This window comes from Sphingobium sp., assembly GCF_033795625.1.
Lineage (GTDB): Bacteria > Pseudomonadota > Alphaproteobacteria > Sphingomonadales > Sphingomonadaceae > Sphingobium.
On record NZ_JARYGI010000005.1, the window covers coordinates 105,658 to 118,157 of the forward strand.

Here is a 12,500-nt window from a genome sequence, read left to right on the forward strand (position 1 = left end):
AGGGGGCTAAAGCAGCCTCTCGATGTCCGTCCTCAACGCTTCGGGCTTCACGGTTGGGGCGTAGCGGTCAACCACCTTGCCGCTACGATCGAGAAGGAACTTGGTGAAATTCCATTTGATGCCCTGCGTACCCAGCACGCCGGGCGCCTCCGCCTTCAGCCATGTGAACAGGGGTTCGGCATGTACCCCGTTCACATCCACCTTGGAGAAGACGGGAAAGCTGACATCGTAATTCAGCGAGCAGAAATTCGCGATGTCCGCCGCGTCGCCCGGTTCCTGCGCGCCGAACTGGTTGCAGGGAAACGCCAGCACTTTAAATCCGCGCGGACCATATTCCCGATGCAGTGCCTCCAGCCCCGCATATTGCGGCGTGAATCCGCATTTGCTCGCTGTGTTGACGATCAGCAGCACCTTGCCAGAGTAATCGGCAAGCGCCTGCGACGCCCCATCGGCAGTTTTTACGGAGAAGTCGGACAGCTCCATTAGCGCTCCTATTCCAGCGTCCCGCCGTGCAGCCTCACCACGCGGTCCATCTTAGCCGCCAGTCGCTCATTATGCGTAGCCACGAGCGCCGCTGAACCTTCCTCCCGCACCAGCCGCAGGAACTCCGCAAGCACGACATCCGCCGTCGTCTCGTCCAGATTGCCGGTAGGTTCGTCCGCGAGCACCAGCATCGGCTGGTTAGCCAGCGCCCGCGCGACCGCCACCCGTTGCTGCTCGCCTCCGGACAACTGGCTTGGCCGATGGTCCAGCCGATGACCCAGCCCCAGCGCCGTGAGCAGCGCCTCGGCCCGCCGCCGGGCGTCAGCGGGGCTCACGTCGCGAATCATCTGCGGCAGGATGACATTCTCCGCCGCGTTGAAGTCGGGAAGCAGATGGTGAAACTGATACACGAAACCCAGCGAATCTCGTCGCACCCTCGTCCGCCCGTCGTTGGTAAGCCGAGCAGCTTCCTCGCCGCCAATCATGATCGACCCGTCGAACCCGCCCTCCAGCAGCCCTACCGCCTGCAGCAGCGTCGACTTGCCCGACCCGGAGGGCCCCAGCAGCGCGACGATTTCCCCCGCGCCCACAGTCAGGTTCACACCGCGGAGCACATCGATGGTCACATCGGCCTGCGTAAAGCTGCGCTTGAGGTCAGTGACTTTCAGCACATCATTCATAACGCAGCACCTGCACGGGATCGGTGTTGGCCGCCTTGAACGCCGGGTACAGCGTAGCGAGGAAACTGAAGACCAGCGCCATCACGCAGATTGCGGTGATCTCAACGGGATCGGCTTTCGACGGCAACTCGGTGAGGAATCGGATCGAAGGGTCCCAGAGATTCTGTCCCGTCACGAACTGGATCGCATTCACGACGGACTGCCGGAAAAACAGGAAGGTGAAACCGAGGATCGTCCCCGCGACCATGCCGAGCGTCCCGATGGTCACGCCGACCGTCATGAAGATCTTGATGAGGCCCGACCGCGACGCCCCCATCGTCCGCAGGATCGCAATATCGCGGGTCTTAGCGCGCACCAGCATGATGAGGGAGGACAGGATGTTGAATACCGCCACCAGCACGATGATCGACAGCACCACGAACATCGCCACGCGCTCCACGGCCAGCGCTTCGAAGAGCGAAGCGTTCATCTGCCGCCAGTCCATGATCTGGGCGCGGCCCACAACCTTGTCGGCCAACGGCGCCAGTATGTCCTGTACCCTGTCGGCATCCACGGTCTGCACTTCGATCATGCCAACGACATCGCCCAGCAGCAGCAAGGTCTGCGCGTCTTCCATCGGCATGATGATGAAGGCCTTGTCATATTCGTACACGCCGACCTCGAAGATGGCCGCGACCTCATAGCTGATCTCGCGCGGCACGGTGCCGAAGGGCGTCGCGCGCCCGGCAGGGTTGATGATGCTGAGCCGCCCTCCCACGGCGATCCCCAGATTCTCAGCCAACCGCGCGCCGATGGCGATCTTTCCGGCATTGGGCGTGAGGGCGGCAAGACTGCCGGCCAGCACCTTGCCCTTCAAAGTCTCGTTGTTGCGAATGTCCGGGACGGTCATCCCGCGCACCAGCACAGCCTCCACCCGCCCCTGATAATTGCCCAGCAACGGCTGCTCGATCAGCGGCGTGGCGCTGGTTACTCCCGGTGTCGCCTTCGCTTCCTTCAGGATGTCGCGCCATTCCGGCAGCCTGCCGCCATAGCCCTGCACCACCGCGTGCCCGTTCAGGCCAACGATCTTGTCGAACAACTCCGCGCGGAAGCCGTTCATCACGCTCATCACGATGATCAGTGCGGCGACGCCCAGCATCACGGCGGCCAGGCTGATTCCCGCCACCAGAAAGATGAAGCCCTCGCCCTTCCCCGGCAGCAGGTATCGCTGCGCGATCATCCGTTCGTATCTTGAAAGAATCATGTGGCTGTATGCAATCCGGAAGGGTCGATCAGCACGCTCTAGGGAGGGTGTAACCCGGAGACAAGGTTAACGCCTGTTGCTCATACAACACAGGGGTATCTCAAAATGAATCCGGCCTTCACTTTGCTGGTGACAGGGGGGCAGGGCAGGCATAGCAACACAAATGAAACATAGGCAATGGCCGTGGTTCAGGGACGCTGCAGTCCCGTTCTGGAGCTTGGGGGCTGAAGGAACGGTTGACGCGGTACTTAAGGGGGAGACGAGCAATCGTCTATCTACGCCCGGGTCGGCAACGATCCGGGCGTTTATGATTCCGGTCCCGCGCCCCTGAAAAGTCCTCTTGAACCGATAAAAACCGCAACCATATCTCTCCTGTCCAGCCGCCGTTCCGGGGTTTGGACGAGCGTTTGACGGGCGCCGCTTCGGGTCCGTCGCATAGGTTTTATGCTCATAGGAGATATGACAATGCGTGGTTTTGATTTGACTCCCTATCGCCGCTCCACGGTCGGCTTCGACCGCTTGTTCGACCTGATCGAGAACAATGCGCGACTGAACCAGGGCGACAACTATCCTCCCTTCAACATCGAACGGCTGAGTGAAGATCGCTATCGCGTGACTCTGGCAGTTGCGGGCTTCCGCAGCGAAGAGCTTGAGATCACGGCACAGCAGAACCTGCTCCAGGTCAGCGGCCGCAAGGAAGACGTGTCGAAGTCCGAGCAGGGCAAGTATCTACACGTCGGCATTGCCAACCGCAGCTTCGATCGCCGGTTCGAACTGGCTGACTTCGTCCGGGTGGACAACGCCGAACTCGCCGATGGCCTGCTGGTGATCGAGCTGGTGCGCGAAGTCCCCGAAGCGATGAAGCCGAAGAAGATTGCCATCAACGGCGGTCAGCTGATCGACATCAACAAGGATCAGCGCGCCGCCTAAGCGCTCTGTCCACTGATGACAGTGAGGGAGCCGTGGCGACACGGCTCCCTTTTTCATGGATCGCGCCGCGTTTCCATGATCCAGGGATGCGCATCCCCAGCGGCGCGCACCGTTCGGACCGTGCCGTTCCGCAAGTCCACTGCTACGCCGCCGGTCCGCCGCAGCATCGCTTTGTCGATCTTCAGCCAGCGGGGCACGCAGTTGCGAGGCAGCCAGCGCTCGCTCACCACGATGTCCGCCGCCGCACATTCTCGCGCAAGCACCGGCACGTCCACCAGATCGCGGCTACGCGTCGCCAGCAATCGCCATTGCCGCCCGCCTTCGGTCAGCGTTACGGCGCAGAGGTCCTCACTGCATCGCGCCTGACGCAATGACGTCATTGCCTCCAGTTCGCCCTCAAGTCCGGCGCTCTCCGACAAGGTATCGCGCACATAGTCTCCGGCCCGCTCCCGCAATACGGCCATGCCGCCATTGCTGGTCCGCACGGCCAGGTGCCTTCCATCTCCCGTCACCAGCACATCGGGGGCGCGGGCCGCCAGCATCATGGCGCATCCGGCCAGCACCGGTGCAATGCCAAGCCAGCGCCAACGCGTCCGCCACAACAGGCACCACAGCCCGCCGCCAATCACCAGCGCGAAGGCACCAGCCCCGAAAGCGGGAAGCAGCGCCACCGCATAAGGCTGCGCCGCCACCGCGTGCGCCAGATAGAGAAGCAGCTGCAAAGCTTCCTTTACCACCCACCACGCGGGCGCTCCCAATCCCCAGCCGAACGCTGCTCCCACGCCGTCCAGCGCCAGCGCCAAGGCTTCGAACGGCATCACGATGAAAGTTGTCAGGGGGATCGCGATCAGATTCGCCAATGACCCCAGCATCCCGGCCTGATGAAAATGGAACAGCGCGATCGGCGCGAGCACCACTTCAACCATTATGCCAGTCATGAACAGCACGATGATGTGCCGGCCGAGCCGCATCGGCCAGCCTTCGTCACGCGCATAGGTTAGCTGCCGGAAACCGGGATGTTCGGCCAGAGCGACGATCGACACGACAGCGGCAAAGCTCATCTGAAAGCTCGGGCCGACCAGGGATTCGGGCCATAGCAGCAGGACGAACACCGCGCCCGCCGCGATCAGCCTGAGCGTAATCGCCTCTCGCCCCATCGCCAGCCCACCAAGCACCAGCAGCGAGGCTACGCAGGACCGCACGGTCGGAACATCCGCGCCGGTCATCAGCGTGTACGCTATGCCAGCAATTGCCCCCGCCGCGGCGGCGATCAGCATCAAGGGCCAGCGCAATGCCGCTCGTCGGCTAAGGGCTAGCACGCGAAAGATCAGGAAAATGACTGCCCCGATCAGCGCGGTCACATGCAGCCCGCTGATCGACAGCAGATGCGCCAGTCCGCTGCGCCGCATCGCCTCCGCGTCCGCTTCGCTGATCGCGCCCCTGTCACCGCTCGCGAGCGTCGCGGCGATGGCGCCCGCGCCACCTTCCACTTGCTCCTGCACATAACTGGACAGCCTTTGCCGGACCGGAGGAATGGCGGATGGCGCAGGCGTCACGACCTCGATCGGCGGCAAGGCGCGTCCGGTTGCCCCGATCCCCATGAAGAAGGCGCGTTGCGCGAAGTCATAGGCGCCCGGCACCGCTGGCGGCGCGGGCGGCATCAATCTGGCGCGGAACCGGACCGTAGCGCCTGCGGCAATGTTCTGGGGCCAGTCCTTTTCCATGACATTCAGACGGATCTTGGCCGGGAGATCGTCGCGCGCGACTGGCCGGATGATCAGCCGCGTCATGCGCTGCGCCGGCAGCGGCTCCACGCCCTGCACTTGCCCGACCAATTCGACGAAAGCAGCGCGGGCTATAGGCGGCGTACCTGCCACCATCGCTTTGCCCCAGACGATCAGGCAACCGGCACAGCCAAGGAGACCGCCCGCAACCACGATCCGCCGAACGCGCCCACCGTCCGGCAGGAACGCGGCTCCCAGCGCCATCGCCAGCATCAGGCAGCAGAATGACGCCCATGCCATCGGATTGGGCAGCACGAACCAGGCTGCAATTCCGCTGCCCAAGCCCACTGGGAGCCACAGCGGAACATGCTCCCTCTCCCGCTCCAGCCAACCTTCCAGAGCCGCGAGGAAAATTGTCCCATAGCGCTGCAATCCTACCGCAAGGTGGGTTTGTCCCGGCTCAAAAGCCATGCTAGGGGGCTGCGCAGTCATCTTCTGTTAATCTGGAATGTCGGGGATTCATTGCGTGAGCGCAACCGCTGAAAATCTTTCTGTCGTTACGCGCTTCGCCCCTTCCCCCACTGGGTTCCTGCATATCGGCGGTGCGCGGACCGCACTGTTCAACTGGCTCTTTGCGCGGCACCATGGCGGCAAGTTCCTGCTCCGCATCGAAGACACCGACCGCGCCCGATCGACCGAACCTGCGATCGAAGCGATCTTCGATGGCCTGAGCTGGCTTGGACTCGGTGGTGACGAGGAACCGGTGTTCCAGTTCGCCCGAGCGGCCCGCCATGCCGAGGTGGCCAACGCCATGCTGGACGCGGGTCATGCCTATCGTTGCTACGCGACGCCCGAGGAATTGGCGGAACTGCGCGAGCAACAGCGCGCTGCCAAGCAGCCGATGCGCTATGATGGCCGCTGGCGTGATCGTGATCCTTCGGAGGCACCCGCAGGCGCGCCTTTCGTCATCCGCATCAAGGCGCCCCGCGACGGCGAGACTGTCATCGAAGATGCCGTGCAGGGCCGCGTCGTCGTGCAGAATGCCGAACTGGACGACATGATCCTGCTCCGCTCGGACGGCACGCCGACCTACATGCTCGCGGTCGTCGTCGATGATAACGACATGGGCGTCACGCATGTCATTCGCGGCGACGACCATTTAAATAACGCTTTCCGTCAGTTGTGCATCATTCGCGCGATGGGTTGGAAGGAACCGACCTACGCGCACATCCCCCTGATCCACGGCACGGACGGCGCGAAACTCTCCAAGCGGCACGGCGCGCTCGGCGTCGACAGCTATCGTGACGAAATGGGGATGCTACCCGAAGCCGTCCTCAATTATCTGCTTAGGCTCGGCTGGGGCCATGGCGACGAGGAAATCATCCCGATCGCCCGCGCCATAGAGCTTTTCGACCTTTCAGGCGTAGGCCGGTCCCCTTCCCGCTTTGACATCAAGAAGCTGGAGAATCTCAACGGCCACTATATCCGCGAAGCCGATAACGCCCGCCTTGCTGCGCTCGTTGCACCTCGCTTGGCGAAGCTGACCGGCAGCGACCTGACCGACGGAGACATAGCTCTGCTGAGCGCCGCAATGGCTGCACTGAAGCCCCGCGCGAAGACGCTGGACGAGATCGCGGAGGGCGCGCTTTTCCTGTATAAAAAACGCCCGCTGGATTTTGACGAGAAGGCGTCGGCTCTGCTAGACGATGCGTCGCGCGCGCTGATCGGAAAAACCGCCGACGCCCTTTCCCCCGTCCAGCCCTGGACGACAGAGGCGATCGAGGAAGCAATACGGCATGTCGCAGAGGATGCCGGACTTGGTCTTGGTAAAGTTGCCCAGCCCCTGCGTGCAGCACTGACGGGGCGCACAACTTCACCGGGCATATTCGACGTGCTCTTTCTGCTTGGGAAAGACGAAGTACTTTCAAGACTTTCGGACGTTCGCCAGCCCCCAGCGGCTGACGCGCAATAAAGGAGAACAACATGGCCGACACCAAAGCCACCCTGAATATCGGAGAGAAGACCCAGGATTACGGTATCCTGAGCGGCTCGGTCGGCCCGCAGGTCATCGACGTGCGAAAGCTGTACGCCAATACCGGCATGTTCACTTACGATCCGGGTTTCACATCGACGGCTAGCTGCGAATCCGCGCTGACCTACATCGATGGCGATGAGGGCATCCTGCTGCATCGCGGCTACCCCATCGAACAGCTTGCCGAGCAGTCGAGCTTCATGGAAGTGTCGTACCTGATGCTGAACGGCGAACTGCCGGACAAGGAGACGCTGGAGACCTTCACGCGGACGATCACGCGCCACACCATGGTGCATGAGCAGCTTTCGACCTTTTACCGCGGCTTTCGTCGCGATGCGCATCCCATGGCGATCCTGTGCGGTGTCGTAGGCGCGCTTTCCAGCTTCTACCACGACTCGACTGACATCAACGATCCGGTTCAGCGCACGATCGCGAGCCATCGCCTGATCGCCAAGATGCCGACGATCGCAGCGATGGCCTACAAATATTCGGTGGGTCAGCCCTTCCTGTATCCTCGCAACGACCTGTCCTACACAGGCAACTTCCTGCGAATGACCTTCGGCGTTCCAGCGGAAGAATATGAAGTAGATCCCGTGATCGAGTCGGCGATGGACAAGATCTTCATCCTGCACGCCGACCATGAGCAGAACGCCTCGACCTCGACTGTCCGTCTCGCCGGTTCTTCGGGCGCAAACCCGTTCGCCTGTATCGCAGCCGGCATCGCCTGCCTGTGGGGTCCGGCACACGGCGGCGCGAACGAAGCGGCGCTCAACATGCTCCGCGAAATCGGTACTCCAGATCGTATTCCGGAATATATCGCCCGCGCCAAGAACAAGGACGATCCGTTCCGCCTGATGGGCTTTGGCCATCGCGTGTACAAGAACTTCGACCCACGCGCCAAGGTGCTGTCCAAGGCAGCGACCGAAGTGCTCGACAAGCTCGGCATCAACGATCCGGTCCTCGATACCGCGCGCGAACTGGAGCAGATTGCACTCAGCGATCCCTATTTCATCGAAAAGAAGCTGTATCCAAACGTCGATTTCTACAGCGGCGTGATTCTCTCGGCTATCGGCTTCCCGACCGAGATGTTCACCGTCCTCTTCGCCCTCGCCCGCACTGTCGGCTGGGTGGCGCAATGGAACGAAATGATTTCCGATCCAGCACAGAAGATCGGCCGTCCGCGCCAGCTCTACACCGGCCCGACGCAGCGCGATTACGTGCCAGTCGATCAGCGCTGATCGCCCACTCGATAACGGAAACGGCGGCGTCCCTCTATAGAGACGCCGCCATTTTCATTTCAGCGGCAGGCTGAGCACGAATTTTGCACCTTTGCCGGGCTCGCTCTCGACGATCACGTCGCCGCCCATCGCCCGGGCAAGCCGCCGGGAAATGTACAGCCCCAGCCCGCTGCCTCCTGCTTCATCACGTCCAAGCCGTTCGAACTTATCGAAAATGCGCTCGCGGTCTTCCTCGGCAATACCTTGCCCCTGATCCGTCACTGTCACTCGCGCCACCCTATCAACCTGCTCGACGCCGATTCGTACTACCGAACCTTCCGGTGAATAGCGGATCGCATTGCCGATCAGATTGACCAGCACCTGAAGGGCACGACGAAACTCGCCTTGCGCCTCCAACAGTGCTTCCCCGCCCGGCGCTTCGAGATGAATGGAGCGGTCCGCGGCCTTGACGGCTAATAACCCCGACGCCCGCCGCGCGAGGTCCGCGACATCGACGTCTTCAACCGACACTTCGAAGTCTGGCCGGTCGATCGCCTGCAGATCCGCCAGATCGTCGACCAGTTCCATCAAGTGCCGGCCGGCCGTGGCAATATCTGCGGCATAGGCCGCGTAATCCTGCCGCAAGGGCCCCTCAAGCTGATTGCTGATGGTATCGGCGTTTGCAATGATCCGTCCCAGGGGCTGTCGCAGCGCCCGGTCCAGTCGCCGCCCGAACAGCGGCAGCGCCTCGCCTCGATTGGGCTCGGATGGAGCCTCAACTATCAAGGGAAGCGCTTTGCCCCGATAGCCGCTCAGGCGGCCATTCACCTCAAACATGGGCAGTCCGGACAGCGCATATTCCCGGCCATCCGCGCCTCTCGCCTGCTGCCCGGCGAAGGATCGCCGTTCGGCAAAAGCACGCAAGATAGGCATGTCACCCTCCGCATCCGCCGCCATGGCGAACCATGCCGTCAGCCGACTTCCGGGCTTGGGGAGGTCCGACACCGCAGACTGCTCCGCATCGGCAATCACCAATCGCAGTTGAGGGTCGATCTGCCACAGCCATCCCTGACCCGCCGCGATCAGGTCGGCGTCACGCGCAGCCTTGTCTTCCAGAGAAACTCGCGGCGGGCGCTCGCGCCACTCGACTACGGACAATTCGACCTTGGGACCGCGCGGCTGAGCCCGTACCCACATGTCGATGTCCGATACCGGACCTGCGGCGATCACGGGCCGGGACAGCGGTATGTTCATCCGCCCGGCCAACCGCGCCAGCGCCGCCAGTTGAGGCACGGCGAGCAGGCCGCCCACCACACCGCCCGCCTGCGCCTGCAATCTCGCGATCGGCCCGTCTGCGGACAGCAGGCGACCGTCGGCGTCGACCGTGGCTCTCAGTATCTCGGAGGCGTTCATCCCTGCTCCACCGCCGGGATCATTGCCAACTTGGCGCGTAAGGCGGCAGGCAGGCGCAACGCGACGGTTTCAGCCGCCACATCGTCATCTTGCAAAGCATCGTAGTTCTGCGCCAAGCGCACGAGCGCAGGATCGTCTCGCTCCCCCCGAACAACCCGCAGGTCCATCAGCAGGTGACGGTAATCCGACGCAGTTCCGCCCAGCGCCCTGCATAGGGCAGCTAGTTGCGCGTCTCCGCCGTGCACCAGAACGTCGAGCACGGCTTCCATTTCCACATCAGCCAGCTCTCCAGCCAGCGCTGCGAACAACAGATAGCGCCGTTCAGCCAAGGCCTGCCCCAGCAACTCAGCGTGCCGTCCCCGGTCGCGCAATATCCGCGCGAGCCGGATCGCAAGCGCAAACCCGCCAGCTTCCTCCTGATGCCGCGCCAGCATGGAATAGGCCGCCTCAGTCATGGCAGCCATGGCCACATGTCTCTCGGCAAGTCCGCCCGAATGGAGCGCGGTTCCCAGCAACGCGGCGCCAGTCCAGACCAGTTCGGCAAAATTTTCTGCGGGCAGATCCGCCGGAACTGACGCCGATGCGTTTCCGCTTGAGGACCAGCGCGCTTCGGCCAGTGCCAGAGCAGCGGCGATTTCGACTAACGCCGGATCATCATCGCCGATCAGCCATCCGGAGCCCTGCGCCGGTTCGGCGGCCGCATCGCCGTCTCCCCGAACGGCTTGTCCACCCAGCAAGCCCACGGCAGCGCGCAATCGCATGTGCGCCAGCACTTCGGGTGAGAGGATGTGCGGATGCCTTTGCACCGCAGGCCACACTATCGGTCCGTCGATCAGCGTCAGCAGCCGCCCGATCGCATTATCGCGCGCAGCAACAGCAAACGCCGTTTCGATGCTGGCAAGGCAACCGGCCAGATGCCGCCGGGTTTCGCTCGTCAAAGCATCCGGCCAGTCGTGCATACCGCGGCCGAAAAACTGACTAAGGTCCATCAAATGCCGTACCGACGCACCAACGGGGCCATTTCCGGCCGCAGCATGCGGCCAGGAACCAGCGGGTCCTGCATCTAAAGTCGTGAACGGTCGGGCGCTCATGCGCCTGCTATAGGACGACTATCGTTAATTTGCGCTAAACCGAAGTTGCCGCATTAAACCGGGCGATCTGGTCGGTCCCGTCCGTCTGTTCGGTCGAAAGGCGGCGGTCAGGATCCACTTACGTTTGGGAAGAGTGGATACTGTCTCACCGGCTTGTGGAATGCCATGAAAGATGAGGCGCTATCTATGACGTTCAGTCGATCGGACCAGCATTTGGAGCAGCTATCCGTCGGCAAAGGTTCGTCATTTCCGCATCGGCTGCATTTTGCGTATGGCTTCACGGCGATCCCTCCCTGGCTCGCGCTGGCCTGTCATCATGCCAGTTGGAAAGCTTAACATGCAAATGGGGTCTGAAATATCGGTGGAAAACCTCTACGTCTTGTCAGCGAGACATTCAGGGCTTCCCTGATGTCGTCACGCCCGCTTTCCAAGCACCAGCGAGCCCACCGAACCGAGGGCGCACAGCGTCGCCAGCATCAACCCCCCGCTAACGCCGGAAACCAGCGTAGCCAGGAATATCAGGATCAGCGCAGACCCTGGTGTGAACAACAGCCACCACTTCTGCCCACTTGCCCGGCGCCAGCGTACTGCCAGCAAGACAATCCCGAGCAGGATAGCGAGATATATTCCTTCCATCCGCGCCCCCGCTTCGTCGCCCAGGACGATCACCCCCAGCAACACGATCAGGCTCGGCATCAAGGCGACCCAGCCGTCATCCTGGCTATGCCGCGCAAGTTGCCCCAGACGATCGGCCGTGAGGGATGCGATCAACCCGCACAGCATCAGCAGGATACCAAATAGCGGCCAGCCCAGCACGGCAGCGATGACACCCATTGCAGCGAGGGCCATGCCGCCCATGCGGACCTGAATTGCAGGCACTTGGGTTCTAAGCAACATCGGGGCAATTTGTGCTGCAAGACGAGAGAGAACATAGTGCTCTGCGCCGCCTTCTGTCGATGGAATATCCCGCTGCGCGCCTAGCAGCGCCTGCGCAACCAGATCCGCGGATGCCTGGCTTTCGACCAACGCGACGCGGCCTTCCAGCAGATCCTCCTGCGGAACCACCACGCGGTAGCCGCCAGCCTGCACCGCTGCACGCATCAGCGTGAGTTCAAGGTCCCAATCCCCCAACATGTCCAGGGTACCGAACAGCAGATCGGGCGAAACGCGGAGCAGTCCCGCCCAGCGATGCTGCCCGTCGATCCGCTCGAACCCGGCGCTTGCCCGCGTATCGTCGAGGCACAGCAGGACATTCCCCGGATGTGCGGCAACGGCAGTGAAATATTTCTGGGCGATGATCGCTCCGTCCGCGATCAGCAGCATGTCCCGGTCCCTAGGAGCTTCCCGAACCAGCGACACCATATCCCGCACCAGCGCCACCGGAATGCGATCGGCCGTCAGGCGGTCCACTGCACGAGACAAAGCCTGTGTGACGGCACTCACCAGGATCAGGATATGAGACGCGCCTGCCTCAGCAGCCTGCCGCGCCTGATATTCCACCAGGCTATGTCCAGCAAATTGCAGACCCGCGCGCAGTTCAACGCCGCCCCCCTTAGCTGGCGAGGGCGTCGCGACTGTGGAATGGCTGGCGCATATTACGGCCGCAAAGGACATGGATGATAAGGAACCCGGCTATGATGCTCTTGCCGGTCTTTTCGCAACCGCAGGTGCGCGATGCAAGGTTTGC

At 62.4% G+C, this 12,500-nt stretch carries 10 protein-coding genes; 3 read left to right on the forward strand and 7 right to left on the reverse strand.

The window, feature by feature from the left end:
* Window positions 1-6: 6 nt before the first annotated feature.
* From QHC67_RS04105 to QHC67_RS04115, 3 genes are read right to left on the reverse strand one after another with little or no spacing between them, the layout of a single operon-like run.
* Window positions 7-483 (reverse strand): glutathione peroxidase, encoded by a 477-nt coding sequence (locus tag QHC67_RS04105; protein ID WP_319291339.1) that lies wholly within the window; start codon window positions 481-483, stop codon window positions 7-9.
* A gap of 8 nt (window positions 484-491) precedes the next feature.
* Complete coding sequence (locus QHC67_RS04110; RefSeq protein WP_319291342.1) at window positions 492-1,163, reverse strand: ABC transporter ATP-binding protein; 672 nt, start codon at window positions 1,161-1,163, stop codon at window positions 492-494.
* A complete protein-coding gene (locus tag QHC67_RS04115) occupies window positions 1,156-2,406 on the reverse strand; it encodes a lipoprotein-releasing ABC transporter permease subunit (RefSeq protein WP_319291344.1) in 1,251 nt (416 codons plus the stop codon). Before QHC67_RS04115 ends, QHC67_RS04110 begins: the two co-directional genes overlap by 8 nt.
* 459 nt (window positions 2,407-2,865) lie before the next feature.
* On the opposite strand from QHC67_RS04115, the gene QHC67_RS04120 reads away from it, so the two are divergent.
* A complete protein-coding gene (locus QHC67_RS04120) occupies window positions 2,866-3,336 on the forward strand; it encodes an Hsp20 family protein (protein WP_319291347.1) in 471 nt (156 codons plus the stop codon).
* Window positions 3,337-3,389: 53 nt separating this feature from the next.
* Here the strand turns inward: QHC67_RS04120 and QHC67_RS04125 are convergent, their stop codons facing one another.
* Window positions 3,390-5,531, reverse strand: coding sequence for a ComEC/Rec2 family competence protein (locus tag QHC67_RS04125; RefSeq protein WP_319291349.1), 2,142 nt, complete (start codon window positions 5,529-5,531; stop codon window positions 3,390-3,392).
* Window positions 5,532-5,568: 37 nt separating this feature from the next.
* Between QHC67_RS04125 and gltX the strand changes: the two genes are divergently transcribed.
* On the forward strand, window positions 5,569-7,032 hold the full coding sequence (gene gltX, locus QHC67_RS04130; RefSeq protein ID WP_413818487.1) for a glutamate--tRNA ligase: 1,464 nt from the start codon (window positions 5,569-5,571) through the stop codon (window positions 7,030-7,032).
* Between the two features lie 11 nt (window positions 7,033-7,043).
* Complete coding sequence (locus tag QHC67_RS04135; protein WP_319291355.1) at window positions 7,044-8,330, forward strand: citrate synthase; 1,287 nt, start codon at window positions 7,044-7,046, stop codon at window positions 8,328-8,330.
* Window positions 8,331-8,384: 54 nt separating this feature from the next.
* Here the strand turns inward: QHC67_RS04135 and QHC67_RS04140 are convergent, their stop codons facing one another.
* From QHC67_RS04140 to QHC67_RS04150, 3 genes are all read right to left on the reverse strand, one after another.
* Window positions 8,385-9,722, reverse strand: a complete 1,338-nt coding sequence (locus tag QHC67_RS04140) for a HAMP domain-containing sensor histidine kinase (protein ID WP_319291358.1) — start codon at window positions 9,720-9,722, stop codon at window positions 8,385-8,387.
* Window positions 9,719-10,813, reverse strand: coding sequence for a DUF2336 domain-containing protein (locus QHC67_RS04145; RefSeq protein WP_319291359.1), 1,095 nt, complete (start codon window positions 10,811-10,813; stop codon window positions 9,719-9,721). Before QHC67_RS04145 ends, QHC67_RS04140 begins: the two co-directional genes overlap by 4 nt.
* A gap of 414 nt (window positions 10,814-11,227) precedes the next feature.
* The gene (locus tag QHC67_RS04150; RefSeq protein WP_319291362.1) at window positions 11,228-12,427 is read right to left on the reverse strand and encodes a hypothetical protein; all 1,200 of its coding nucleotides are present in this window, start codon (window positions 12,425-12,427) and stop codon (window positions 11,228-11,230) included.
* Window positions 12,428-12,500 lie beyond the last annotated feature (73 nt).

What these genes read in the sequence shown, in the direction of transcription:
- QHC67_RS04105 (WP_319291339.1), bottom strand. Translation starts at nt 483, where the DNA reads ATGGAGCTGTCCGACTTCTCCGTAAAAACTGCCGATGGGGCGTCGCAG.
- QHC67_RS04110 (WP_319291342.1), bottom strand. Translation starts at nt 1,163, where the DNA reads ATGAATGATGTGCTGAAAGTCACTGACCTCAAGCGCAGCTTTACGCAG.
- QHC67_RS04115 (WP_319291344.1), bottom strand. Translation starts at nt 2,406, where the DNA reads ATGATTCTTTCAAGATACGAACGGATGATCGCGCAGCGATACCTGCTG.
- QHC67_RS04120 (WP_319291347.1), top strand. Translation starts at nt 2,866, where the DNA reads ATGACAATGCGTGGTTTTGATTTGACTCCCTATCGCCGCTCCACGGTC.
- QHC67_RS04125 (WP_319291349.1), bottom strand. Translation starts at nt 5,531, where the DNA reads ATGGCTTTTGAGCCGGGACAAACCCACCTTGCGGTAGGATTGCAGCGC.
- gltX (WP_413818487.1), top strand. Translation starts at nt 5,569, where the DNA reads ATGTCGGGGATTCATTGCGTGAGCGCAACCGCTGAAAATCTTTCTGTC.
- QHC67_RS04135 (WP_319291355.1), top strand. Translation starts at nt 7,044, where the DNA reads ATGGCCGACACCAAAGCCACCCTGAATATCGGAGAGAAGACCCAGGAT.
- QHC67_RS04140 (WP_319291358.1), bottom strand. Translation starts at nt 9,722, where the DNA reads ATGAACGCCTCCGAGATACTGAGAGCCACGGTCGACGCCGACGGTCGC.
- QHC67_RS04145 (WP_319291359.1), bottom strand. Translation starts at nt 10,813, where the DNA reads ATGAGCGCCCGACCGTTCACGACTTTAGATGCAGGACCCGCTGGTTCC.
- QHC67_RS04150 (WP_319291362.1), bottom strand. Translation starts at nt 12,427, where the DNA reads ATGTCCTTTGCGGCCGTAATATGCGCCAGCCATTCCACAGTCGCGACG.